Annotated in this window: 22 protein-coding genes and 1 pseudogene; 6 read left to right on the top strand and 17 right to left on the bottom strand. The window is 29.9% G+C overall.

What is annotated here, in order from left to right:
• Positions 1–74: 74 nt before the first annotated feature.
• From AJ888_RS05755 to AJ888_RS05735, 5 genes are read right to left on the bottom strand one after another with little or no spacing between them, the layout of a single operon-like run.
• The gene (locus tag AJ888_RS05755) at positions 75–1,415 is read right to left on the bottom strand and encodes an MmgE/PrpD family protein (RefSeq protein ID WP_002862064.1); all 1,341 of its coding nucleotides are present in this window, start codon (positions 1,413–1,415) and stop codon (positions 75–77) included.
• Between the two features lie 7 nt (positions 1,416–1,422).
• On the bottom strand, positions 1,423–2,790 hold the full coding sequence (gene purB / locus AJ888_RS05750) for an adenylosuccinate lyase (protein ID WP_002862063.1): 1,368 nt from the start codon (positions 2,788–2,790) through the stop codon (positions 1,423–1,425).
• 9 nt (positions 2,791–2,799) lie between these two features.
• Positions 2,800–3,963 (bottom strand): trans-sulfuration enzyme family protein, encoded by a 1,164-nt coding sequence (locus AJ888_RS05745; protein WP_002862062.1) that lies wholly within the window; start codon positions 3,961–3,963, stop codon positions 2,800–2,802.
• A gap of 12 nt (positions 3,964–3,975) precedes the next feature.
• Positions 3,976–5,415, bottom strand: a complete 1,440-nt coding sequence (dcuC, locus tag AJ888_RS05740) for a C4-dicarboxylate transporter DcuC (protein ID WP_044794239.1) — start codon at positions 5,413–5,415, stop codon at positions 3,976–3,978.
• 3 nt (positions 5,416–5,418) lie between these two features.
• Positions 5,419–5,781 carry a RidA family protein gene (locus AJ888_RS05735; RefSeq protein WP_002881507.1) on the bottom strand — a complete coding sequence of 121 codons (363 nt, stop codon included), beginning with the start codon at positions 5,779–5,781 and terminating at the stop codon, positions 5,419–5,421.
• Between the two features lie 166 nt (positions 5,782–5,947).
• Between AJ888_RS05735 and AJ888_RS05730 the strand changes: the two genes are divergently transcribed.
• Entirely contained in the window at positions 5,948–6,604 is a 657-nt protein-coding gene (locus AJ888_RS05730) for a transcriptional regulator (RefSeq protein ID WP_002881505.1), read from the top strand.
• On the opposite strand, the gene AJ888_RS05725 is transcribed toward AJ888_RS05730, so the two are convergent.
• Together AJ888_RS05725 and AJ888_RS05720 are read right to left on the bottom strand one after the other, a co-directional pair.
• Complete coding sequence (locus AJ888_RS05725) at positions 6,605–7,075, bottom strand: Cj1386 family hemin-binding protein (protein ID WP_002862058.1); 471 nt, start codon at positions 7,073–7,075, stop codon at positions 6,605–6,607.
• A 56-nt stretch (positions 7,076–7,131) separates the two neighbouring features.
• A complete protein-coding gene (locus AJ888_RS05720; protein ID WP_044794240.1) occupies positions 7,132–8,556 on the bottom strand; it encodes a catalase in 1,425 nt (474 codons plus the stop codon).
• Between the two features lie 170 nt (positions 8,557–8,726).
• Here AJ888_RS05720 and AJ888_RS05715 point away from each other — a divergent pair, with 170 nt between their 5' ends.
• From AJ888_RS05715 to fldA, 3 genes are read left to right on the top strand one after another with little or no spacing between them, the layout of a single operon-like run.
• On the top strand, positions 8,727–9,041 hold the full coding sequence (locus AJ888_RS05715; RefSeq protein ID WP_002855637.1) for a DUF2325 domain-containing protein: 315 nt from the start codon (positions 8,727–8,729) through the stop codon (positions 9,039–9,041).
• A 2-nt stretch (positions 9,042–9,043) separates the two neighbouring features.
• Positions 9,044–9,739 (top strand): hypothetical protein, encoded by a 696-nt coding sequence (locus tag AJ888_RS05710; protein ID WP_002862056.1) that lies wholly within the window; start codon positions 9,044–9,046, stop codon positions 9,737–9,739.
• The gene (gene fldA, locus AJ888_RS05705; RefSeq protein WP_002855629.1) at positions 9,739–10,230 is read left to right on the top strand and encodes a flavodoxin FldA; all 492 of its coding nucleotides are present in this window, start codon (positions 9,739–9,741) and stop codon (positions 10,228–10,230) included. Before AJ888_RS05710 ends, fldA begins: the two co-directional genes overlap by 1 nt.
• A 45-nt stretch (positions 10,231–10,275) precedes the next feature.
• On the opposite strand, the gene AJ888_RS05700 is transcribed toward fldA, so the two are convergent.
• From AJ888_RS05700 to selA, 4 genes are read right to left on the bottom strand one after another with little or no spacing between them, the layout of a single operon-like run.
• Positions 10,276–10,806 (bottom strand): hypothetical protein, encoded by a 531-nt coding sequence (locus tag AJ888_RS05700; RefSeq protein WP_002862055.1) that lies wholly within the window; start codon positions 10,804–10,806, stop codon positions 10,276–10,278.
• 5 nt (positions 10,807–10,811) lie between these two features.
• On the bottom strand, positions 10,812–11,522 hold the full coding sequence (locus AJ888_RS05695) for a thioredoxin fold domain-containing protein (protein ID WP_002862054.1): 711 nt from the start codon (positions 11,520–11,522) through the stop codon (positions 10,812–10,814).
• A gap of 48 nt (positions 11,523–11,570) precedes the next feature.
• Positions 11,571–13,376 (bottom strand): selenocysteine-specific translation elongation factor, encoded by a 1,806-nt coding sequence (gene selB / locus AJ888_RS05690; RefSeq protein WP_002862053.1) that lies wholly within the window; start codon positions 13,374–13,376, stop codon positions 11,571–11,573.
• Complete coding sequence (gene selA, locus AJ888_RS05685) at positions 13,373–14,695, bottom strand: L-seryl-tRNA(Sec) selenium transferase (protein WP_002862052.1); 1,323 nt, start codon at positions 14,693–14,695, stop codon at positions 13,373–13,375. Before selA ends, selB begins: the two co-directional genes overlap by 4 nt.
• A gap of 77 nt (positions 14,696–14,772) precedes the next feature.
• Between selA and AJ888_RS05680 the strand changes: the two genes are divergently transcribed.
• Positions 14,773–16,434, top strand: a complete 1,662-nt coding sequence (locus tag AJ888_RS05680) for a 4Fe-4S dicluster domain-containing protein (RefSeq protein ID WP_002862051.1) — start codon at positions 14,773–14,775, stop codon at positions 16,432–16,434.
• Here AJ888_RS05680 and AJ888_RS05675 read toward each other — a convergent pair.
• Both AJ888_RS05675 and AJ888_RS05670 read right to left on the bottom strand, forming a co-directional pair.
• Positions 16,427–17,235, bottom strand: a pseudogene (locus tag AJ888_RS05675) (alpha/beta hydrolase). The gene AJ888_RS05680 and the pseudogene AJ888_RS05675 sit on opposite strands and share 8 nt — an antisense overlap.
• Positions 17,232–18,527, bottom strand: coding sequence for an MFS transporter (locus AJ888_RS05670; protein ID WP_002862049.1), 1,296 nt, complete (start codon positions 18,525–18,527; stop codon positions 17,232–17,234). The pseudogene AJ888_RS05675 and the gene AJ888_RS05670 overlap by 4 nt, the downstream one beginning before the upstream one ends.
• 166 nt (positions 18,528–18,693) lie before the next feature.
• Between AJ888_RS05670 and rdgB the strand changes: the two genes are divergently transcribed.
• On the top strand, positions 18,694–19,296 hold the full coding sequence (gene rdgB, locus AJ888_RS05665; protein WP_002862048.1) for an RdgB/HAM1 family non-canonical purine NTP pyrophosphatase: 603 nt from the start codon (positions 18,694–18,696) through the stop codon (positions 19,294–19,296).
• A 30-nt stretch (positions 19,297–19,326) separates the two neighbouring features.
• Here rdgB and AJ888_RS05660 read toward each other — a convergent pair whose 3' ends face one another.
• From AJ888_RS05660 to AJ888_RS05645, 4 genes are read right to left on the bottom strand one after another with little or no spacing between them, the layout of a single operon-like run.
• Positions 19,327–21,798, bottom strand: a complete 2,472-nt coding sequence (locus tag AJ888_RS05660) for an efflux RND transporter permease subunit (protein ID WP_002862047.1) — start codon at positions 21,796–21,798, stop codon at positions 19,327–19,329.
• The gene (locus tag AJ888_RS05655; RefSeq protein ID WP_002862046.1) at positions 21,798–22,367 is read right to left on the bottom strand and encodes an ABC transporter substrate-binding protein; all 570 of its coding nucleotides are present in this window, start codon (positions 22,365–22,367) and stop codon (positions 21,798–21,800) included. The genes AJ888_RS05660 and AJ888_RS05655 overlap by 1 nt, the downstream gene beginning before the upstream one ends.
• A gap of 9 nt (positions 22,368–22,376) precedes the next feature.
• Positions 22,377–23,075, bottom strand: a complete 699-nt coding sequence (locus AJ888_RS05650; RefSeq protein ID WP_002932912.1) for a VacJ family lipoprotein — start codon at positions 23,073–23,075, stop codon at positions 22,377–22,379.
• A 44-nt stretch (positions 23,076–23,119) separates the two neighbouring features.
• Positions 23,120–23,563, bottom strand: a complete 444-nt coding sequence (locus AJ888_RS05645; RefSeq protein WP_002862044.1) for a phosphoribosyltransferase — start codon at positions 23,561–23,563, stop codon at positions 23,120–23,122.
• Positions 23,564–23,567 lie beyond the last annotated feature (4 nt).

Below are 23,567 nucleotides of genomic sequence, written 5' to 3'. Positions count from 1 at the left end.
TTCCTAAATTAATAATAAATATTATAATAAAAAAGTGTAATGAAATATCCTTCTTAAAAAAGAAGGATGAATATTTAAAAAGAAAAGTGGTTTAAATTTTCTAGATTAATGATTTGATCTAGAATTTTATTAGCTTTAGCATCATCAAGGTAAATTTGTGCATTGGCTAAAAATTTAGCTTTTAATTCTTCAAAACTTAGTGGATTATCAAAATTACCTTTATTGATAAAAACATCTTTTTGGATTATGCGTCCATCTTGCAAACTGGCTTCTAAATGCCCTGGAAAATATTTTGGAAAGCCTTGAGATTTTCTTTTTTCGTAACTGATTTTTTTAGCAAATTCTAGTACTTCTTTACGCTTTAAATTTTCATAAGATTCAAGAGTGATTTTACTATCAAAGAATCCTAGAGCCATTAAAAAAGGCATGGAAAATTTAGCTTCATAAGCACTATTTGGAGTGTATTTTGCTTCCAAAGGATCACAGATAAAAGAAATAGGAACTTCATCTACAAAACAATGAATACTTTTAATTTCATCAGCTTTTAAACCATCATTTTTTAAAGCAATAGCACAATCAATAAGCCCATGAGCAAAATGACAACTTGGATAAGGCTTGATTGAAACTTGCATGGTTTGCCAAATTTCACCTAAGGATTTGCTAAGTTCTGTTTTATCGCATTCTTCCTCTATACCAAAACATTTAAAGATATTGTCTCTACCTTCAAAAATACTCAAAGGCCCACTCATATTGTTTTTAGCAAAATGAGCCACCATAATGCCGTTTTTAATAGCATTAGCAATATGTAAAACTTTTGAATTAGATCCATTGGATAAAAACTCATTAATCCCACTTGCAAAACTTCCTGCAAGTCCTAAAGCATTAATGATTTGTTCTTTGTTAAGATCTAGCAAGATTGCACTTGCACTCACACTTCCAAAAATTCCTGCAATAGCAGTGGTATGAAAACCACGCTTATGAAAAGTGCCTTTACTTGCAATACCTACTCTAGCTGCAATTTCCCAGCCTATTATAAAAGCTTTGGTGATTTTTTTTGCATCTTTACTAACATGAAATCCATAACTTAAACAAAGTGGAGTTAAAATCGCACTTGCATGCAAAATCGCCTCTGTATGCGTATCGTCAAAATCTAACGCATGAGAAGCAATGCCATCTAGCATGGCTGCGTATATAGGATCTAATTTTTGATCATTTACCCAAATAGGAGTATTTTTTTCTGTGCTTAAATTTTCAAAAGCTTTAAAAGCATTTAAAACACATTCTTCTTTGCTTGCTGCTATAGCTGTTCCAAGGCTATCAAGCATAAGCTCTTTAGCTCTTTGAACAACTACATTAGGGATATTTTCATATTTAAGATTGAAAATAAAATCCACTAAAATTTCACTATAGAACATGATTTTCCTATTTTAAGATAGCGCTATTTTTGATTTTTGCCAAAAATTCATCTACAAGTTTTGGTGCATATCCTACATAGGTTGTTGCATCAAGCAAAGCATCAATTTCTTTTTCTTTCAATACCTTAGATACTCTTTTATCTGCAAGTAAAACTTCTTTAAAAGTTTTTTGTTTTTCTATACCTAGCATAGCATTTTCATAAATAATTTCATGGGCATGTTGTTTTCCATAATGATCGCTTAATGCAAACATAACACGCTCGGCTAAAACAAAACCATTAAGAGTATTTAAATTTTTAAGCATTTTATCTTTTTTTACTTCTAAATCGCTAAGAGCGAATTTCATGTTTGCTAAAACCACAGAAAGCATTAAAAACATTTCAGGTAAAAGCTTCCATTCCATTTTCCAAACTTGACCATCTCTTTCATGTTCATGTCTTTCAATATCACTTAAAATGGCTAAATTTGCTTTAAAAGCATTGCTTACTGTAACTGCATTTTCGCTTACTGCAGGATTTCTTTTGTGTGGCATAGTGCTTGATCCTACTTGTCCTTTGCCAAAAGGTTCAGCAACTTCATCAATTTCATTATGCGAAAGGATTAAAATTTCATGAGCGATTTTGTTAAAGGTTGCGTTGATATTACCTAGTACAAAACCAAGTTCTATAAAGCGATCACGTGCGCTCTGCCAAGAAATATTAGGCACATCAAGTCCTAAATTTTCTAAAGTGAGTTTTTCTACCTCATTGCACTCATCACTTAAACTTGCTTTAGTTCCTACAGCGCCTACTATACTACCTACATAAAGTCTTTTTTCAAGTTCAAGTATTCTTTCAAAATGACGCTCAAGTTCACTTAACCAAATAGCTACTTTATGTCCAAAAGTAATAGGCAAAGCTTGAAGTGCCAAAGTTCTTCCCATCATAGCAGTATTTTTATGGGTTTTAGCTAGTTTTGCTAGGGCTTTTGCGATAGCTTTTAATTCGCTTTTTATAAGAGTCATTGCTTCTTTAAATTGTAAAACCAGTCCTGTATCGATGATATCTTGAGTGGTTACTCCAAAATGTACATATTCACCTAAATTATTATCGCAAGCTTTTTCTAATCCTCTTACAGTAGGAACTAAAGGGTGTTTGGTCTTTTTAAATTCAGCAAAGATAAAGTCCATATCCATAAATTTATAATGAGCTTTTTTTGCGATCTCATCAGCTGCTTTTTTAGGGATAATTTTAAGTTTTGCTTGTGCTTTTGCTAAAGCTGCTTCAACATCGAGCCATTTTTGTATGCGGTTTTGTTCGCAAAAAATAGCACGCATTTCCTGCGTGCTCCATGAGTCTGCTAGTAATCTATGATCAAATACGCTAATTCCTGTCATCTTATCTCCTTATTTTTTAATACTATCAAAAGCTTGTGTTAAATCAGCAATTAAATCTTTAGTATCTTCAAGACCTATATGAAATCTTACAAATGGCCCTCTTGCGCTTAGGTCTGTTGCAGTTCTAGGTGGAGTAGTTACGGTGGCTAAGCTTTCATATCCACCCCAGCTAGCACCAATTGAAAAGTATTCTAGTTTATCTACAAATTTAATAGCATCATCTTTGTTATAACCTTCTGCAAATTCTATGGTAATCATACCATTTGCACCTTTATGATCACGCATGAAAATTTCATGATTTGGGTGGGATTTGAGTTTTGGATAGAAAATTGTTTTAATTTCTTTTCTGCTTTGTAAAAACTCTACAATTTCATCAGCACTTTTTTCATGAGCTTTCATTCTCACATCTAGTGTTCTCATACCACGAAGCACTAAGTAAGCATCATCAGGACTTGTTGTAAAGCCTAAAGTTTCTGGAAGTTTGTCAAAATTTTTCCATTCTTTTTCGTTGATTACTACTATACCCATGGTTACATCAGAGTGTCCGCTAAGATATTTTGTAGCGGCGATAACTGAAATATCCACCCCAAGTTCTAAAGGATTTAGAAAATATCCACTAGAATAAGTATTATCAATGGCTACAGGGATATTATGCGCATGGGCAATTTTGCAAAGTTTTGGTAAATCTATGATTTCATAAAGTATAGAACCTGGACTTTCACATAAGATAAGCTTGGTATTAGGCTTGATTTTTTCTTCTACATCACTTGCATCAGCTTTTAAAAAATCAATTTCAACACCCATTTTTTCTAAAAATAGTTCGCAAATCGTTCTTACAGGCCCATAAATTGCATCAGTGATTAAAAAATGCGCATCTTTGCTTGCATAGTTTAAAAGTACCATAGCTAATGCTGCAAGTCCTGTTGGGAAAAGTTGTGCTCTATAGCCACCCTCTAGAGTGCAAATAAGTTTTTCAAGTTCAAAATTGGTTGTTGTTCCTCTAGCTCCATAACTTAAAACACGATCTGTTTTTCTTAATTCTCTGTATTTTTGCCAAGTTGCGTGATCTTTAAAAAGTATGGTTGATGCACGCATAAGTGTAGGATTAACTGATCTTACTTCAGCGCCTTGATCACCTCTGCCACAATGAATAAGTTTAGTTTTTGAGTTCATTTTTTCTCCTTTTTAAAGATAAATATAAGTCATAATAACATTTACAATAGTCGCTACAAGCATAGGAATAGCTGTTCTTTTAACCACGGCAAAAGGACTTACTTTTGCAATAGCTGAGATAGCTAAGATTGCTGGTGCAATAGGACTAACACATCTTCCAAAGCCCGTCATGATTTGAATTGGTGCTATCATGGTGATAGTTTCAACTCCAAAGTGTTTTGCTATATTTGGGATAAGTGGAGCAAAACTAAAAAATGCTGCATTTCCTGAACCCATTAAGAAAGCACAAACTGCAAGCAAGATTGAAACGGCGATAATAATAGCCAAAACTCCAAATCCTGCATTTTTGCAAAATTCTATTAAAGTATCTACAAAACCTACAGATAAAAGACCACTTGCAAATACCTGACCACAAACGATGAGTGAAACCGTGATAACAAATAAATGTCCCATTCCTTTAAAGAAAATCATAATAGAATTAAGAGTTTCTACTATGCTTTTATAGCGTATCATTTCAAAAATAATAGCCACAAAAGTTGAAATCACCATTGCTACTGGAACATTCATTTTAATTGCGGTACTAGCAGCTGCTTTGACTTCTTCAGCACTATTTATTCCCATTAAAATCAAGATGCTATCGAGTACTGAACTAAATCCTAGGATTAAAACCAAAGGAATTATAGGTAAAATCGCATAAATTCTAGGAGGTTTTTTAAGTTCTTTTTCTTTGCCTTCATTTTCATTTAGTTCTTTTTCAATTTCTTGTGCATTGAAGACAAAATTATCTTTTTTGTCAAAAAATTTATTGCAAAGATATATTGCAATACCTACAGCTATAATGATAGGTAAAGTCGTAGGGAGTTGATAATGAACAAAATAAATTGCAGGATCAATTTCAGCTACTTTTGACGCCATGATCACATTTCCACTCCCAGGTCCATGATCGATATATTGACAAATAGCAATCACGCTTAAGGCAGAAAGTTTTGAAACACCAGAGCGTACAAGTATAGGATACATAGTAACCATAAGTAAAAGTGCCAAGCCTGCGTGAGAAGGGATAAAAAGAACTAAAAATTGCACGATAAAATAAGCAACTATGAGTAAAACATAAGGAGATTTTACAGCTTTTAAAGGTTTTTCAAAAACTTTAAAAAGTGCATAAGAAGCCCCTACATGATCCATATAAGCAGAAAAACCTGCTATAGTCATAAGTGTAAGTCCAAGCCCTGCTAATGTACTTGACATGGTTTGATTAAAAACTTGAAAAATATCAAAAAAACCTAAATTTAAAGAACCTTTAGCGACAATGTGTGGAGAAAGTCCAAAAATAGCAGCTAAGGAAAGTAAAAGTAAACCACTTAAAAGCAATGCCATGTGAGCATTGATTTTTTTATAAAGCATAAAAACAAGTAAAAAAATGCTAAATAGAGATAAAACAATACCTAGCATATTTTAGCCTTTTTGAGCGATGATCTCTATCTCTACTTTAGCTTTTTTTGGTAGATCTTTTACCGCAAAAGCACTTCTTGCTGGATAAGGATCTTTAAAAAATTCAGCATAAATTTCATTAAATGCTACAAAATCATTGATATCAGCTAAAAAGCAAGTGGTTTTAATCACTTTATCATAACTGATACCATTTTCTTCTAAAATAGCACCGATATTTTTCAAAGATTGTTTGGTTTGTTCTTTGATGTCAGAACTTTCTATTTCTCCTGAAATAGGGTTGATAGGAAGTTGTCCTGATATAAATAAAAGTCCATTTGCTTCTCTGTAAGCTGAGTATGGACCAATAGCTTTTGGATAGTTTGACATGAATTCTCCTTTGTTAAATATAGATTAAGCAGAGTGAATTTTATCACTACAATAATAACTTGTCAATAGTTTATTATCATAATAATAAAATTTTATTTTTAAGAAATGTTTTAAAGTATAAAGAGTAGAATTTAATATTATATTAATTTTTATTGAAGGCAGTTTTATGGATGAGGGACAAAAACAACAATTTATAAAGTTGACATATTTTTTAGGAGAAGTTTTAGGTGAGCAATATGAGATAGTTTTTCATGTAATTACTGAAGATGGGGCTTATATTGCGGCAATTGCTAATAATCACATTAGTGGGAGAAGTTTAGATTCCCCCTTGACTGCTTTTGCAAGTGAGCTTATGCAAAATAAAAAATATTTAGAAAAAGATTTTTTATGTGATTATAAGGCTCTTGTTGGAAAATCAAAATTAATTAGAGGATCTACTTTTTTTATTAAAAATCATGATAAATTAGTAGGTATTTTGTGTATCAATCATGATACTAGCATTATGAGAGATTTAATATGCAAGATGATTGATTTAGAAAAAATTGGAGATATGGGTGATATTTTAGGAAATATTAGTTTTTCTCAAAATGATTCAAGCATAGAAACATTAAGTCGCTCGATAGAGGATATTTTAGTTCAAAGTGTAGATTCTAGTTATTTAAATTCTGATTATCAATTAAGCATTACTCAAAAAGAAGAAATTGCTGAAAAGCTATATGAAAAAGGTATTTTTAATATAAAAGGAGCGGTTCCTATCGTAGCAAAATTTTTAAAAATTTCAGAACCCAGTGTTTATAGGTATCTGAAGAAATTTAAAAAATAACTAAAATTTTTTGATAAATTTTAGTATTTTTAGGCTCATTTTCTTTAAAAAATTATTTTTAGATTTTTTGAGTAAAAATTCTGCCACATCTTTGCGTCCAAACATAATAGCAAAAGTATAAGGTGTCATTCCTAAACCATTGTTTTCATCAATATTTGCTCCATATTTAACTAAAAGTTCACACATAGGTAAGTATCCTTTAAAACAAACTCCCGCTAATGGGGTTTGTCCACGATCGTTTTTTTCATCTACTTTTGCACCTTTTTCTAAAAGCATTTTAGCGCTTTCATAAGAATTATTATAAGCTGCAAGCATAAGCAAGCTATCGCCTTTATGAGTTTTTAAATTTACATTTAAACCTGCTTCTATCATGATTTTAAGATTTTCACATTCATTATTTCTTGCAAAATTAAAAGCCATTTTGCAAAGCTCTTCAAATCTTTTTTCTTCTTCTAAACTAAGAGTTGTCATTGTTTCTCCTTAATTATTATAATCTTTAGTTTGCCACCAAAAGTGGCAAGTAAAAATTATTTTTCTAAAGCTTTTTTAATTCCTTTTGCATAATCAGGTGAAATTTTTTCAAAATGTTCTAAAGCTCTAGTGATAATTTTTTCATCAACTCCATCCATAGAAGCGGCGATATTATGAAAAAGTTGAGTTTTTTGATCATCATTCATAAGATTAAATAAAGCTCTTGGTTGAGTATAAAAGTCATTATCTAGTGGAGCATATCTTTGTGCTACACCTTCTAAGACTAAATCAGGTTCAAGATAGCTTTTGTCTTCTTTTGGGCTATTATCATAGCTGTTTGGTTCATAATAAGCTGCATCATTTTTATAACTATCAAAATTCATAGCACCAGCGACATTGTAAGTATTTACTTCGCTTTTTGCACGATTTACGGGCAAAAGATGATAATTAGTTCCTATTCTATATCTTTGTGCATCAGGATATGAAAAAATTCTAGCTTGCAACATTTTATCAGGGCTAAAGCCAATTCCAGGAACGATATTGCTTGGACTAAAGGCAGCTTGTTCAACTTCATTGAAATAATTTTGAGGATTTTTATTTAGAATCATTTCGCCTATATCCATCAAAGGTACAAGGCTATGAGGCCAAATTTTTGTTAAATCAAAAGGATTAAATCCAAGTTTTTCTATATCTTTTTCAGCAAGAATTTGAACTTGAACTTTCCATTTTGGAAAATCTTTATTTTCTATAGCATTATAGAGATCTCTTTGATGGCTTTCTCTGTCTTTTGCTATAAGCTCAGCAGCTTCTTGGTTGGTAAGATTTTTAATCCCTTGTTGGGTTTTAAAATGGAATTTCACCCAAAATCTTTCATTTTTATCATTAATAAAACTATAAGTATGGCTTCCAAATCCATGCATATGACGATAACTTGCAGGAATTCCTCTATCACTCATAAGAATGGTTACTTGATGTAAGCTTTCAGGACATAAACTCCAAAAATCCCAAGCAGCATTATTGCTTCTTAAATGTGTTCTTGGATCTCTTTTTTGAGTATGGATAAAATCAGGGAATTTATAAGCATCACGGATGAAGAATGTCGGAGTGTTATTTCCTACCAAGTCCCAGTTTCCTTCTTTGGTGTAAAATTTAATAGCAAAACCTCTCACATCGCGTTCAGCATCTGCTGCACCTGCTTCACCTGCTACTGTTGAAAAGCGTAAAAATAATGGAGTAACTTCGCCTTTTTGAAAAATTTTAGCTTTGGTATAAGCACTTAAGTCTGCTGTAATTTTTATTTCGCCATAAGCTCCACTTCCCTTAGCATGAACGGTTCTTTCTGGAATTCTTTCTCTATTTTGATGAGCAAGTTTTTCAAGTAAAAGATAATCTTGCATAAGTAAAGGTCCTTTTGCGCCTGCGCTTAATGAATTTTGGTTATCGGCTATAATGTTTCCAAAATCGTTAGTCAATTTTTTCATTGTTTTCTCCTAAATAATAAAATTTATTAATTAGTAAATTATATCTATTAAAAATTAAAATTAACTGAATAATTGCATTTTATTGATAATAAATTTCAAAATAAATTTAGTTTTTTTATATTATAATAATAATTATCAAAATATATTTTAAAAATCACAAAGGAGAATTTATGTCAGTTTTGGTTATTGGTGCAGATGAAATCACTCCTATTAGAGCTGTTTTACATGATTTAGGTGCTAAAAAAATAGAACACTGGGATGCGCGTAATGAAAATAGAGTTAATCGCAAGCCGATTCCTTGTGATACGGAATGTATAGTAATGTTAACAAGCTTTTTAAATCATAATACTATGAAAAAAATCAAAAATGAAGCTAAAAAGCGCAAAATTCCATTAGTTTGTGCAAAAAGAAGCGTAAGTTGTGTGTATTGTGAATATTGTAAAATTTTTAATCTTAATAAAGAATTTTCTTGCTATAAAGGTTAAAGATGTTATTTGGATTTGATGATAAGCGAGAATTTATACCGCAAATTTATCGCTATTTAAACAATCAAGAACTTATGTTGACTTTTTTAACTCAATATAATGCGAGTGTTGATAGCGCTCTAAAAATTCCTCTTTTATATGCAAAAAATACCAAGAGTTTAAAAATGATATTTGGAAATTTTTTACATGATATAATGCATGTTTCATTTGGTAAGATTCAAAATATAAATATCAAGCTTAATGTATACGCTTTTTACTTTCAAAAAAGAAAAAGCTTGATTTTTAATACTAAAATATCTAAGAATATCGATCTTTTAAGACTTTTAAGAATTTATCTTTATGGTATTTGTTTTGATGCACAAATTTTATTTAGCTCTTATGTTTATGATAAGGTTTCTTTTCAAAATAATGGAAAAAATATAGATCAAGATGGTAATCTTATTATAATAGATAAGAAATTTGCAATTTTACCACTTTGCAAAGAGATTAATACACATAATTTAAAAATTGAAAATGAAATTCATGGATTATTGAATTTAATAAAAGAAAACAATTTTGAAAAATTTTATATTGTTTGTCCACGTAACAAAAATTTCACACATTTTATTGAAATAAAACATTTTTTGTGTGATTTAAACAAAACTATGTTAAAATTAGTTCCGTATAAAATATCAAATCAAATTATAAGGAGAAAATAATGTCAGTAGCAGTAATCTATGGTAGTGCTATGGGAAATACAGAAGGAGCGGCTAATACAATTGCTTCAAAACTTGGAATTAGCGATGTTTTTAATATCTCAGATATTGATGCGGCTAAAATGAATTCTTACGATAAATTAATTTGTGGAACTTCAACTTGGGGAAGTGGTGATTTACAAGATGATTGGGATGGTTTTGATTTTTCAGGGCTTAGTCTTGGTGGAAAAACTGTAGCTGTATTTGGTATGGGTGATAGTGAAAGTTATTCTGACACTTTTTGTGGTGGCATGGGTAAATTAGCTCAAAATTTAAAAGATGCAGGTGCAAATTTGGTAGGAGAAGTTTCAACTGATGGTTATACATTTGAAGCAAGCGATGCGGTTGTAGATGGTAAATTTGTTGGACTTGCTCTTGACAATGATAATCAAGAAGATCAAACTGAATCAAGAATTGATGCTTGGGTAGAACAAATCAAACCTTATTTTGCTTAATAATTCTTAAAATCAAGAGTTTTTATACTCTTGATTGTTCTTTTCTTAAAAATAAAAAAAATTCACTATTTGATTTATAATTTTATTTTCTAAAGATAATTGACAGTGTTCTTTATTTCCAAGATAAGCTGTTCTTGCAAGAAGACTTGTTTTTTGAGAATTGTAATTTTTAGAGTTGATTTGTAAATTAACTTGCATAGTATAGTAGTTTTCTACCATCCATTCTCCATCACTTTCAAAAGGATCAAAATCATAAAAAAATCTTGCTGAAGTTGTGATTTTTTGAGCATAAGAACGCTTTTTCATATCTACAAGATTGATTAAAATTTCATAATCTGCATTCTCTTTTACTTCTTTTAAGCCTAAATTTTTAAGTTTTAAAGCCAAATCTCTATCCAAAGTAGTTCGAAGTTGGCTAGGATTTTGAAAGGAAATTTTAAAACTTTGTTGTTTTTGCGATCTGATAAAAATGCCTTCATTGCTTGTTTGAATAAAGCTTTGTATGAAAGTTGCATTGGTGCAAGCACTCATAAAGAGTGCTATAAAAAAGCTTAAAATTAAAGCAAATTTAGACATTAGGTTTATTTAATAATAGTTGGAGTAGCGCTAAGACCTAATGAGCGATATTTTTCATATAAGGAAAAAACTTCTTTTAATTCTGCATCACTTACTTTTGGATAATTTTTGATATTTGCATCATAGTATTTGTTTAAAATTGCGATTTTTTCTTTATCATTTTTTGCTTTTTTTGCTTCTTTGTAGATTAGAGCGGATTTTTCAAAAGCAGATTTTCCATGTACTGGAGTTAAAATATAATTAACTTGATAGTTTTTAAGTTCATCATCAATTTGAGCTAAATGCTCTCTACAATATGGACATTCAGGATCCGAAAAAACATAAATTGCAGGTTTATTTTTATCTCCCAAAGCTATTACCATGGTTTCTTTTTGTGCTACAGCTTTAGCATTTTTTGTAAAATTTTCTCTTGCTTCTTGAAATTTTTTCATTTCATATTCTTGAGCATAGGAAATTCCCGTTTTCAAATCGATAAGATCAGGGGTAATAAGACTATCTTTTGTAAAAAGAATGTTTTCTTGTTTTTGTCCATTTAATTCAACGCTTACAACAACACTTTCAAAACCCGTATTACCAACCTTTTGACGATTTGATACACTAACGGTAGCATTTGGAAATTGTGCTTTAATGCTTTTTGAATAAAAATCACTAATTTCTGAATTACTTGCAGCAAACAAAGATGCTGAACAGGCAAGAATTAAACTTAATTTTTTCATAGTTTATAAATCCTTTAAATAAATTATGTTTAATTCTATAATGATTTTCTAAATGTTTGTTAAAAATCTTTTTTCAGCTTCTTTGCTTACTTGAGGAAATTTGTCTAAGTATTCTAAATAAGCAATAGCATATTTTCTTGAAAGATTGAAATATTCTTTCATACTTTGCACATCAAGACTTTGATTTTTTAATAAATTTAAACATTCTTGCATAAGTTTTTCAAGAGCTTGTTTTTCTATAAAAAGATTGTGTGAAAGTCTTACAACCAAGCCTTTTTGGGTAAGTTTTTTGAGTATATTATCTCCGCTTTTTCTATCAAGTTCTAAAAAATCATAAAGATTATAAGGAGCTTCGGGTTTAATGCCTTGTTTTTTTAAAATTTCATATAATTGATTATTATTTTTTTCTTGAAGTTTTTCAAAATCTATACCTTTTTTAAAATAAATTCCATTTTGAAAATCCAATAAATTTGACATTTCTTTAAGTCCGAGTTCGCAAAAATTTTCACTTGCCCAAGTAATCCTTAAGGCTAAAGAATGTGCTGAAAGCATGGCATAAGGATTTTTTTCAAGTATGAATTTGATGAAATTTTTAATTTCTTCTAGACTTTGTAAATGATATACATTAAGATTTTTTTCATCGACAAATACTTGATTTAATTCTTTTGCTAATTTCAATGCTTTTTGATGAGAGAGTTTAAATCTTTGATAACTTGAAAGCAAGCCAAAGCCATATTTGTGTGCGTCTTTTAAGAAGGAAAAAGCCGCTTTAAAATCTTTATTTTTCAAAAACATTAAAAATTTATTTTTTTGTTCTTTTTTTAAAGGTTCGCTTAAAGGATTTAAAACCCTACCACCGCCTATAACACGATTGTTTTGTAATAAAATAAAAGCCTCATCAAAACTTAAAAATACATTTTTATCAAAACTAAAATGCACAAAAAATTCATCATTTTCTAGTTTTTTTAATATATTTATTTTGCATTCTATTTGTCTTGAACCCACGCAAAAAATCATTTTGCTATTTTGTAAATTTTTTGCTTTAACTAAAGTATCGCATTCTTTAAAGGCTTTAAAATAACCTTTTTTACTTAGTAAATAACCTTTTTTTAACTCTTTATAATCACAATTTAAACTTAAGGCCACACGGTTACAAGCTTTGATTTGCTCTAAATTAGTATCGTGGTTTTGTATATTTTTAACAATGAGTTCTTTTTGAGTGTCTAAACAGATGATTTTTTCATTTAAAGTGATGCTTCCTTCATTAAGACTGCCTGTAACGACAGTTCCTATGCCTTTTAGAGAAAAAACTCTATCGATATAATAATGAAAAATCAGTTCTTCATCGTTTTCTTTGTTTTCTATGGTATAAAGATAATTTTTTAATTCTTCTATGCCTTGATTATTTTTTATACTGGTGTGAAATACTTTTAAAATGGAATAATCTAAATTTTTTAACTCTTCTAAAATTTCTACACTTTTTTGCTCTATATTTTCACAAAGATCGCATTTGCTAAGCACTAAAATGATATTTTTAATATCAAGAATTTTTAAAATTTCTAAATGTTCTAAACTTTGTTCTTTTAAACCCTCGTTAATATCTACAACAAACAAACAAACACTAAAACCAAAAGCTCCACTTACCATAGTTTTAACCAAATCTTTATGTCCTGGAACATCGATAAAAGAAATGTTTTTATCTTTTAATTTAAGATTTGAAAAACTTAAATTAATGGTGATTTGTCTTTCTTGTTCTTCTTTTAAACTATCGCCTTCAAAACCATTTAAAGCTTTAATGAGTGAAGTTTTTCCATGATCAATATGTCCTGCGGTTCCAATAATAACAGATTTCATAAGTTTTCCATTTGATTGATTGTAAGAATAAGTTTTTGAAGTTCATTTTCTCGTATAGTTCTAAAATCAAGAATAAATTCATCATTTTCAATGCGTCCTATGATATTTTCTTTTCTAAATCGAGTTTGTAGTTTTAAAGCATCTCCTTGAAAAGTCAGTATATAAGTATCTAAACTTTTATCAGGCATAGAGCCTCCTCCTACTAAACTTTTGCTTTTTTTAAGCTGGGTTTGAAATTTTAATTCTTTTTGCACTCTTAAAGCTTTTTCTTCTATAAAGGATAAGTCATCATTTAAAAGTTTTAAGGTAATAATTTTTTCATAATCTTTTTGTAAATAAGCTTTTAAGCTTTCGTTTAAAAAAGATAGAGTTAATTTATCCACTCTTAGCATTCTTAAAAGTTGATTTTGTTTAAGCTTTTCTATGAGTTCTTTTTTTCCAAGTATAATGCCCGCTTGCACACTACCAAAAAGTTTATCTCCACTAAAACTTAAAATATCACATTCTTGCACGAGTTTTTTGATTTTAGGTTCATTTTTAATCAGTTTTTCATTTAAATTTTCACACCAGCCAGAACCTAGATCATAATAACTCAAAAGTCCTTTTTCTTTTGCTAGTTCATGTAGATCTTTTATATTTACTTCACTGTGAAAACCCATAAGAGAGAAATTAGACTTGTGGGTTTTTAAAATTAGAGCGGTATTTTCACTGATAGCTTGTTCATAGTCTTTTAAGTGTGTTTTGTTGCTAGTTCCAACTTCGCAAAGCTTTACACCTGCAGCTTTTATTACTTCAGGCACGCGAAAACTGCCACCAATTTCTACAAGTTCTCCTCTTGAGCTTATGATTTCTTTATTGTAACAAAGAGAATTAAGTACTAAAAAAACTGCCGCAGCGTTGTTATTGACTACTAAAGCATCTTCGCATTCAAAAAGCATTTTAAGTTTTTCTAGCACCAAAGCATAGCGAGAGCCTCTTTTTCCATTTTCTAAATCAAACTCTACATTAGAATAATTACAAATGATATCTTTACACGCTTCATAAAGTTCTTCATGGATTACACTTCTGCCAAGGTTTGTGTGTATAACGACTCCACTTGCATTAATCACACTTTGTAAATCTTTGCGGTAAAAAGTTTTGATTTCTTTTTTGATTTCTAAAAGTAGTTTATCTTTAGAAATTTCATCTTGGGAAAAATTTTCTTTTAGTTTTGCGACAACTTTTTTACAAAAAAATGCTTTGATATAAAAAGGATAGGATTTTAAACTTTCATCTTCAATAAGAGTGTTAATCTGTGGAAAAGTTCTCAATTTGTTCATCTTAAGCCTTAAGAAAATATTTGGTTATTTTAACATAGAATTTATAAAATGATGTTTTAAAGAGATTAAGGAAGACAATGCAAGATTTTGTTTATATAAAAAATGATGTTTTAATCCCTTTGCCTGATGCTATTGAAATTTTAGATCAGGCAAATGATAAAGAAGCATTAGTTTGCAATGATAAAAATCAAAAAGCACAAATTTATGCCCCTGAGATTAATTTTTATCTTAAAAATTCTCAAGATGAAATTTTAGAGCAAAGTAAAAATGTTTTAACGCTTTATGAAGCAAGAGCTAGCGTTTATGACTTAGGGCTTGATTTGGAACAAAGCAAAGAAGTGAAAAATCGTTTGATTTTAGTAGATAGTGATACTCAAACCGTAGAGTTTTTAAAAGAACATGGATTTAAGGTTATTGCTTTAAGCAGTGCAGAAATTTTAGCTGTTTTTGGAAGTGTAGGGGAACTTTGTGCTGTGGTTAAAAATCAAGGCGAAGAAGTGGAAATAGATTTTGATTTTTTGCTTTTTAAAGCTAAGGATTTAAGCGTTGTGCGTAAAGATTTTACAAGACAAAGTGGATGTTATAATCTTTTAAATTTTGAAAATCTTGAAGTATTGTTAGAGTTTTTGCAAAGCAAAAGTCCAAAATATCATTATAAAACTTATATTAGCTATAATGCTAGCGTGTGTCAATACCACGAAAGACGCAGTGAGCATTGTGCAAAATGTGCTGAAATTTGTCCTACTGTGGCGATTTTAAAAGATGATGAAAAAAAGCATTTAGAATTTTCTCAAGTGGATTGTTTGGGTTGTGGAGGGTGTATTAGTGTATGTCCTAGTGGATCACTTGATTATGCTCCCATGCCAAGAGAAAGTTTTTTTACCCTTTGTGAGTTTTATAAAGATAAAAAAATTTTAATCATTCCTAAAAAAATGTCTTTAGAAAATTTAAATCTTGCTTTACCAAAAGATGTTTTACCTTTTATGATAGAGGGTGAAAAGTGGCTTTCTTCTATGCATTTTTTAACACTTTTGCAAAATAGTGGAGCAAATTTGGTTTTTTATACGGACTTTGTATCTCGTGGTAGCAATGAGGCTATTGTACTTTTAAATACTTTTTTTGAAAGAAAATTTCAAAAAAAAGCTATTTTTGTTGCTAAAAATGAAAAAGAATTGCAAAATGTTTTAAAAGAGCAAGAATTCATACAAGATTTAAAATATGATTTTCATAACAACACCTTAACTACAAGAGAAAATTTTGCCAAAAGAATGCAAGAAATGATAAAAAATGAAGATTTTGGCAGTATAGAAAGTGGCGAATGGTTGCGTTATGGCAAGGTAGAAATCAATCCTAACACCTGTACGCTTTGTCTTTCTTGTGTGGGTGCCTGTAATGTAGGAGCTTTAATCGCTGATAAACAAGAAAATGCTTTGAAATTTAATGCTTCTCTTTGTACGACTTGTGGGTATTGTGAGTTAAGTTGTGCCGAAAAAGATACTTTAAAATTAGTTCGTAGTGGAATGGAGTTTAGAGCTTCTTATTTTGAATATCAAACCATGGCAAAAGATGAGCTTTTTGCCTGTATAGAATGTGGTAAAGAATTTGCCACCAAAAAAGCTGTAGAAAAAATAGCCAATTTAATGAAGCCTAAATTTGGTAATGATGAAAATAAAATCAAAACACTTTATTGCTGTGCAGATTGCAAGGCAAAAGTGATGATAAAAGCAATGATTAATTAAGATCAAGAAACTTTTTCATCCACGGCATAGCTTTAGATATGACACTTCCATGAGTTTCATTTTTAAAAAGTTTAAAATGAGTTTTACAATTAGTTTCTTTGGATATTTTTTCGCTAAGTTTTTGAGCATTGAGCTTAGCTACACCTTTGATAATACTTGAATTTGTTTCCAATGAACCTAATCCGATGTAAATTTTAGGGCAAGTTTGTAATTTTATGATGTTAGGTAAAAACTCACTATTATCCCACCATAAAGAAGGAGAAATAATAAAATAATGACTAAAAATCTTACTATCATAAAGAAGTGTATCAATGGCAAAAAGTCCTCCAAAAGAATGTCCAAAGAGAATTCGATGGCTAAAATCAATAGGATACATTTTGTTGATATAAGGGATGAGTTGGGTTATTAAAAAATTTCTAAATTCTTTACTACCTCCACCTTGTTTATTTAAATTTGTTGTAGGCGTATAATCTTTAGTGCGTTTTTGTGTGTCAAAAGCTAAATTATTATCATAACCTATTCCAATAATTAAAAGATTTTCTTTGACAGGAGTGTTGAAAAGATTTAAAAAAGAGGAAAAAAAGCATTTCCATCGAGTAAATAAATGATTTTATATTTATAATTTAAGTTTTCATTCTTGTTTTTAGCTATAAAAATTTTATATATTGTGTCATTATAATTAAATTTGACATTTTCTAAAATAAAGTTTTGTTTTGCTTGTTTTGAGAGCTTGGGTATCTCTAGACTTGGTTTTGCAAAAGCTAGAAAAAAAGAACAGAATAAAAATAATATTTTTTTCATAATTTTTCTTCTAATTCTTTTTTATTTGTAAGTTTGCTATCAAATTTAACAACAAGATTTTTAGAGTTTTTATAAATATCTACAACCCCTAAATTTTCACTAAAACTACTAAAATTTAAAGGTGTGTCTAAAGGTAGATAAAGGTTTTTAAAATCAGCTGGATTTTTTAAGAAAAATAATGCCACAAGCCAAATTAGGGCTAAAATTACTAAAATAATAGCCAAAAGATTTAAGGCATCTAGATGTAAAAATATCCCTCCGATAATACCACCTATAAAACTTCCACCATATCCAAAAGCATTAAACAATCCTAATGCTGCGCCTTTTTCATGAACTTTACAAAATTTTGATGCACAACTTTGCATAATAGGTTCGTGTAAATTAAAACCTATAAAAAAAATCACAACTGCTATGATAAAAAAATCCATAGAATTACTAAAAGCAAAAAAAAGATAAGAAAGTATGAAAAAAACAATTCCTAAGAGTAAAATTTGTTTAGCTAAACCTCTTTTTTCACCTAAACTTCCAGCAAAGCCCATAGCGATAAAACCTGCTACCATAGAAGCGCTATAAACAATCCAAAGTTTATCAGAAGCAAAGCCTAAATGTTTTACTAGAATAATAGGAATACTTAAAAATGCTATACTCATAAGCATTTTTTGCATGAAATTAGTAAGATTCATAAGGGCTAAATTTTTTTGTTTAATAAGATGGAAAAAAGGAGTTTTTTCATTTTCATGAGTGATTTTATTTTCTTTAGGTACAACGGTATAAAGTAAAATTATACATAAAAGAGACAAAGCTGCACTAAGATCAAAAAGGCTAGATAAACCCCATTTTGCACTCATTAAAGGAGAGATCACCATAGAAGCTGCAAAACTAAGTCCTATAAAAGAACCCATTACCGCCATGGCTTTACCACGATTTTCTTCTGTGATAAAATCACTTATCATTGCTGTAGCCACAGCTCCAATAGCTCCTGCGCCTTGGAGCATTCTTCCTAAAAGCATGATGTAGATATTTTCCGCAAAAGAGCAGATTAAAGAGCCTATTATAAAAATAATCAGTCCAATGAGCATGGTTTTTTTACGACCAATTTTATCACTTAAAATCCCAAAAGGCATTTGTAAAATCATTTGGGTTAAGGCATAAACACCAACTAAAAGTCCCACTAAAAATTCATTAGCACCTTCAAGTTTTAAAGCATAAAGACTTAAAACTGGCAAAACTATAAAAAGCCCAAAAAATCTTGTTCCAACTATGAAAGATAAGGGTAAGACATTATTTAGCATTATCAATTTCCTATTAAATTTGAAATTTAAATTAGGATAATTTTACTATGAAATGGATTAAGCGTTGATTAACATCGTTTTATCATTTGATATTTAAAAGCTACGCACAAGGATAAATTTTATAAAATCATATTTTTGTTTTTGATATTATTTTGGAGCTTTTGTTATGAAGATTATCTTAGCTACGAGCAATAAGCATAAGGTTTTAGAACTTAAAGAAATTTTAAAAGATTTTGAAATTTATGCTTTTGATGAAGTTTTAACGCCTTTTGAGATTGAAGAAAATGGAAAAACTTTTAAAGAAAATGCTTTGATTAAAGCAAGAGCGGTTTTTAATACTTTGGATGAAAAGCAAAAAAAAGATTTTATCGCTTTAAGTGATGATAGCGGCATTTGCGTAGATATTTTAGAAGGAAATCCAGGAATTTATTCTGCTCGATTTAGCGGTAAGGGCGATGATAAAAGTAACCGTGATAAACTTGTCAATGAAATGATAAAAAAAGGTTTTAAACAAAGCAGGGCACATTATGTTGCTGCTATTGCTATGGTAGGTTTGATGGGGGAATTTAGTACGCATGGAACCATGCATGGAAAAGTAATAGATACAGAAAAAGGTGAAAATGGTTTTGGTTATGATAGCCTTTTTATTCCAAAGGGTTTTGATAAAACCTTAGCCCAACTTAGCGTGGATGAGAAGAATAATATCTCTCATCGTTTTAAAGCTTTAGAGCTTGCAAAAATCATTTTAAAGATTTTAAATAAAGGATAAAAATGAAAAATTTTTTAAAATATATAGCTATTATTGTTTTAATATATGCTCTTTATGTTGGTTTGGAAACTTGGTTTTCTTAGAATAAATAGTGATTAAAAAGCTTGGTAATAAGAACAAACTTCCACTTAAAAGCAAAATCATTACAAAAACGGTTAAAATTCCAAAATAAATTGTTGGAATAAAATTGCTACTCATCATAACACTAAAACCTAAAACTATGCTAATGGTGGTATAATAAAGTGCCGAACCTATACTAAGGTGAGAAATCATAATGGCTTCTTCTAGGCTTTTGTTTTTAATTTCTTCCCCAAAACGATAAATATAGTGCAGGGCATCATCAACGCCTATACCTATAGCAATAGCAGCTATAGTAATACTCATCATATCCAAAGGAATACCTAAAAGCCCCATAAGAGCAAAAACCACGCTTAAAGGAATAACATTTACTAATATGGCTGCAACTGAAAATTTTAAATCTCTAAAAACAATGATAAAAAGTATAAAAATAGTTAAAATTACAAATATAAGAGTATCAAATTGCGATGAAAAAAGACTTTGAAGCATATTATTATAAAGCACCATTATACCTGTGATTTGTACTTCTACTCCATCGTTTTTTACAAGCTCGTTGAGCTGTTTTTTAAGATCTATTAAAAACTCATTACGTCTTAAATTCGGATCAGAGTCAACAATACGCATACTAAATCTTAACTCGTTATTTTCTATACTTACAAAAGGCGAAAGCAAGTCTTGTTTAAATTTAGCAGGTAAATTCTCATTTAAAAATGCAAGGGCAAAATCATCTAACTCTTTTCCATCGTTGATATTTTTCCCTAGGGTTAAAAGACTATTAAGACTTAAAACCGAACCTACAAATTCTTTGTTTTCTAAAAATTCATGAACTTTTTTTGCAATGCGTGTTTTTTTAGAGTCAAACCAATAAGTTTCTTGTGTGGCTAAATTTTCAAATTCACTTTCAAAACTATCAAGTGCATCGCTTATATTTTGATCGTTTTTATTATTTGGAAAACGAATAATCACTTCTAAAGGCAAGGTTCCACCTAGATTTTTATCAATAACCAAAAGTCCTTTTTTGATTTCGCTACCATCTTTGAAATAATTGACAAAAGAATTTTCAACTCTGAGTTTTGAAATGCCTATTAAAGCTAAGATTATAGCAAGAACTGAAATTCCATAAATCATGCGACGCTTTTTAGGATCAAGAGCGGTTTTAGCACAAAAGGCTAAAAGATTAAATTTAAACTCTTTTTTATGATAATTTTTTGGTTTTAAAAGAACCAAGATACTTGCTAAAAATAAATAACTAAAGATAAGAGCTAAACCTATACCTATACTCATCATAATACCAAGTTTTATGATAGGTTCGATATTTGATAGGATTAAAGAAAAAAATCCTATCATCGTTGTAACAATGGCATAAAGGCTAGGATTTGCTTTGGCTAGTAAGGTTTCAAGCACTATGCGCTCAACTTTAGCTTTGGGATGATTTTGGGTGCTTTCGATAAAATGCGTGATCAAATGAACAACTACACTTAAGGTGATAATTAAAACTAAAGCAACGTAATTTGATGAAATAACCGTGATTTGAAAATTTAAAAGTGCAAAAACTCCACTAGCCGCACTTAAGCTTATAAAACAAATAAAAAGAGGTAAAAAAACAAAACGCCATGAACGGAAAAAATAATAAAGTGCAAATCCCAGTAAAAATACAAGAGAAACACCATAAAGCACAAGATCAGATTTTATATAAGCTATCATATCATCAGCGATCATGCTTACGCCACCAAGGTAGAGCGTATCTTTATTTTTTTCATAATTTCGAACTATGCTTTTAATAGTATCTAGACTTTGTTTCGTGATAACTTTTTGCTTGTCTTGATGTTCTTTTATGGCAAGACGAATTCGATCTTTTTCTTTTTCATTGGTAGCAAGATCGCGTTTTTCTACAAGATCATTATAAACTGTATCAGGCTTTAAGTAAATAATAAGCCCTGTTACTTTTCCATCTTTTGAGATGATATTATTTTTATAAAAGGGACTATTTAAAATTTCATTTTGGGCTTTTGTGCGGTTTATATCTTGGCTTTCTATGTTTGGGATATTTTTTAAAAGTTCTTTTAAATCCGTATTTTTTGAACTTTGAAGCAAAGGGGCATTGATGATACTAAAAACGCGTTCTACTAAAGGGGCTTTTTCTAATTCTTCATGAAGTTTTTTTAATTTGGCTAAATTTTCATTTGAAAAAGGTTTTTCATCATAGGGTTTAAAGGCTAAAAGTAAAAAATTATCACTTTTATAATGTTTTGAAATTTCTCTAAAAGTTTTTAAATCTGCATCATCTTCTAAAAGCAAACTTTCAGCACTTGCATCTACGCTAAGCTTAAAAGCAAAAAAGCTTAAAAACAGGCATATAAATAAGGTTCCAAAAAAAGTACTTTTTGGACGAGAAATAAAAAACTTTAAAAGCTTTGCAAACATTATTCTATGACAATACTTTCAAGTTTTTGAAGTAGGGCATCAAAGCCTTGGTTGGCTAAAATATCTCCAAATTGCGATCTATAAGTTTGTACTATACTCACACCTAAAACATCTACATCATAAATAAGCCAGTTGTTATTATCATTGTAAAATTTGAAAATGATATTTTTTTCTTCCCCATCTACTACCATAGAAGTGGTTAAAAAATAGCGTTTTTCATTTTTTAACTCACCATTTTTGACCTTTAAAACTTGATCTTTATAAAGACTGAGTTTATCGGTAAAACTTTTTTTAAGACTTGCTTCAAAGGCTGTGGTAAATTTTTCTTGTTCTTTTGGATTTAATTTAGAATAATTTTTCGAAAGACTGAGTTTTGCCATGAGTTTATAATCTATTATACTATCAAAAAGTTTAAAAATTCCATCAGCAGCTTGTTTTTTATCTTCTTTGCTATCTTGTAAAAGTTTTAAGCTTGCATCAATGTTTTTTTGCATAGTACTAGAAATTTCATCTAGTTGTAAGGCAAAAGCATTAAAAAATAAAGCCAAGATTAGAAATATTTTTTTCATTATTTTCCTTTATTTGCTAAGTTCATTGCGTCTTTGCTCGTAAGCATCCCGCAAGAATGGATATAAATTAGGCGTGTTGTGATAAATTTCATCAATTTCATCAAGTCTAAAACTAAGTTCATTACCAAATCCATAAGCACTTATAGCTATACTTGCCCAAGTAGGATCAATGTAAGCGGTAAAACTTGCATACCAAGTTGCAGGTAAAGTAAGAGTGTCTCTAAGATTACTAGGGCCAAGTATAGGTAAGACAATATGAAAACCGCTTCCTACGCCCCAGTGAGCCAAAACGGTTCCTAAGTCCGCGGGATGTTTTTTAAGACCCATTTTTGATGCCACATCCATAAGTCCACCAAAGCCCATAATGGTATTGGCAGTAAATCTTTTAAATTCTTCTCCAGCTTCTTCAAATTTAAACTGCAAAACATTGCCTACAAAACGCAAAGGAGCAAGTAAATTATCAAAGAAATTTCTTGCCCCTAATCTTATAAATTCAGGGGTGATGGCGTTATAGCCCTTAAGAACGGGACGCAAACCATAATCATACAAAGCCACATTAAAGCTTGTCATAGCTTTGTTATATCCTGAAAGCGGATCGTTTACTTGATAGTTTTGGTATTCTTGTTCAAAATCATCTAAATTTTGTTCTTTAGCAAAAGCAAAAATAGTAAAAAAAATTAAAATAAAAGATATAAATTTTATTCTCAAGCAAAAACTCCTAAAAATTTTAAAAGTAAAATTATAGCAAATTTTTAATCAAGATTTATATCCCAGTAAAAATCCACCCATTCAGTAGCTTCTTTTGCTTTAAAATCAGGCTCCAAAAGAGCAGTTTTTTTGTAAAAAATGGTTGCAATTTTAAGTTCTATATGAGGAAATTTTTCAAGCAAAACTTTTTTTATTTCTACTAAACTTTCTCCACTATCTACTATATCATCAATGAGTAGAATTTTTTTGTGCTTGCTTAAATCAGGAATGTTAAAAATTTCAATAGTATCAAGTTTTTTTGTATCATCGTAATGAATTGAGTTTAAAGCAAAAAGCTGACGTGTTTTTAAAGCCACTGCTAAAGAGTGTCCTAAACTCATTCCTCCTCTTGCTATAGCTAAAAGTGCATCAGGGTTAAAATCTTTTTTAATTTCTTTAGCAAGAATTTTTACATCTTCTTTAAATTCTTCATAGGAGTAAAATATCATTATA

Source organism: Campylobacter sp. BCW_6467, from assembly GCF_001762855.1.
GTDB classification, from domain to species: domain Bacteria; phylum Campylobacterota; class Campylobacteria; order Campylobacterales; family Campylobacteraceae; genus Campylobacter_D; species Campylobacter_D jejuni.
This window is presented reverse-complemented; position numbering and strand designations above follow the sequence as displayed.

What these genes read in the sequence shown, in the direction of transcription:
- AJ888_RS05670 (WP_002862049.1), bottom strand. Translation starts at nt 18,527, where the DNA reads ATGCTAAATAATGTCTTACCCTTATCTTTCATAGTTGGAACAAGATTT.
- dcuC (WP_044794239.1), bottom strand. Translation starts at nt 5,415, where the DNA reads ATGCTAGGTATTGTTTTATCTCTATTTAGCATTTTTTTACTTGTTTTT.
- AJ888_RS05645 (WP_002862044.1), bottom strand. Translation starts at nt 23,563, where the DNA reads ATGATATTTTACTCCTATGAAGAATTTAAAGAAGATGTAAAAATTCTT.
- AJ888_RS05680 (WP_002862051.1), top strand. Translation starts at nt 14,773, where the DNA reads ATGCAAGATTTTGTTTATATAAAAAATGATGTTTTAATCCCTTTGCCT.
- AJ888_RS05655 (WP_002862046.1), bottom strand. Translation starts at nt 22,367, where the DNA reads ATGAAAAAAATATTTCTAATCTTGGCTTTATTTTTTAATGCTTTTGCC.
- selA (WP_002862052.1), bottom strand. Translation starts at nt 14,695, where the DNA reads ATGAACAAATTGAGAACTTTTCCACAGATTAACACTCTTATTGAAGAT.
- selB (WP_002862053.1), bottom strand. Translation starts at nt 13,376, where the DNA reads ATGAAATCTGTTATTATTGGAACCGCAGGACATATTGATCATGGAAAA.
- rdgB (WP_002862048.1), top strand. Translation starts at nt 18,694, where the DNA reads ATGAAGATTATCTTAGCTACGAGCAATAAGCATAAGGTTTTAGAACTT.
- AJ888_RS05735 (WP_002881507.1), bottom strand. Translation starts at nt 5,781, where the DNA reads ATGTCAAACTATCCAAAAGCTATTGGTCCATACTCAGCTTACAGAGAA.
- AJ888_RS05700 (WP_002862055.1), bottom strand. Translation starts at nt 10,806, where the DNA reads ATGTCTAAATTTGCTTTAATTTTAAGCTTTTTTATAGCACTCTTTATG.
- AJ888_RS05725 (WP_002862058.1), bottom strand. Translation starts at nt 7,075, where the DNA reads ATGACAACTCTTAGTTTAGAAGAAGAAAAAAGATTTGAAGAGCTTTGC.
- AJ888_RS05720 (WP_044794240.1), bottom strand. Translation starts at nt 8,556, where the DNA reads ATGAAAAAATTGACTAACGATTTTGGAAACATTATAGCCGATAACCAA.
- AJ888_RS05715 (WP_002855637.1), top strand. Translation starts at nt 8,727, where the DNA reads ATGTCAGTTTTGGTTATTGGTGCAGATGAAATCACTCCTATTAGAGCT.
- AJ888_RS05755 (WP_002862064.1), bottom strand. Translation starts at nt 1,415, where the DNA reads ATGTTCTATAGTGAAATTTTAGTGGATTTTATTTTCAATCTTAAATAT.
- AJ888_RS05710 (WP_002862056.1), top strand. Translation starts at nt 9,044, where the DNA reads ATGTTATTTGGATTTGATGATAAGCGAGAATTTATACCGCAAATTTAT.
- AJ888_RS05745 (WP_002862062.1), bottom strand. Translation starts at nt 3,963, where the DNA reads ATGAACTCAAAAACTAAACTTATTCATTGTGGCAGAGGTGATCAAGGC.
- AJ888_RS05695 (WP_002862054.1), bottom strand. Translation starts at nt 11,522, where the DNA reads ATGAAAAAATTAAGTTTAATTCTTGCCTGTTCAGCATCTTTGTTTGCT.
- AJ888_RS05730 (WP_002881505.1), top strand. Translation starts at nt 5,948, where the DNA reads ATGGATGAGGGACAAAAACAACAATTTATAAAGTTGACATATTTTTTA.
- fldA (WP_002855629.1), top strand. Translation starts at nt 9,739, where the DNA reads ATGTCAGTAGCAGTAATCTATGGTAGTGCTATGGGAAATACAGAAGGA.
- AJ888_RS05660 (WP_002862047.1), bottom strand. Translation starts at nt 21,798, where the DNA reads ATGTTTGCAAAGCTTTTAAAGTTTTTTATTTCTCGTCCAAAAAGTACT.
- purB (WP_002862063.1), bottom strand. Translation starts at nt 2,790, where the DNA reads ATGACAGGAATTAGCGTATTTGATCATAGATTACTAGCAGACTCATGG.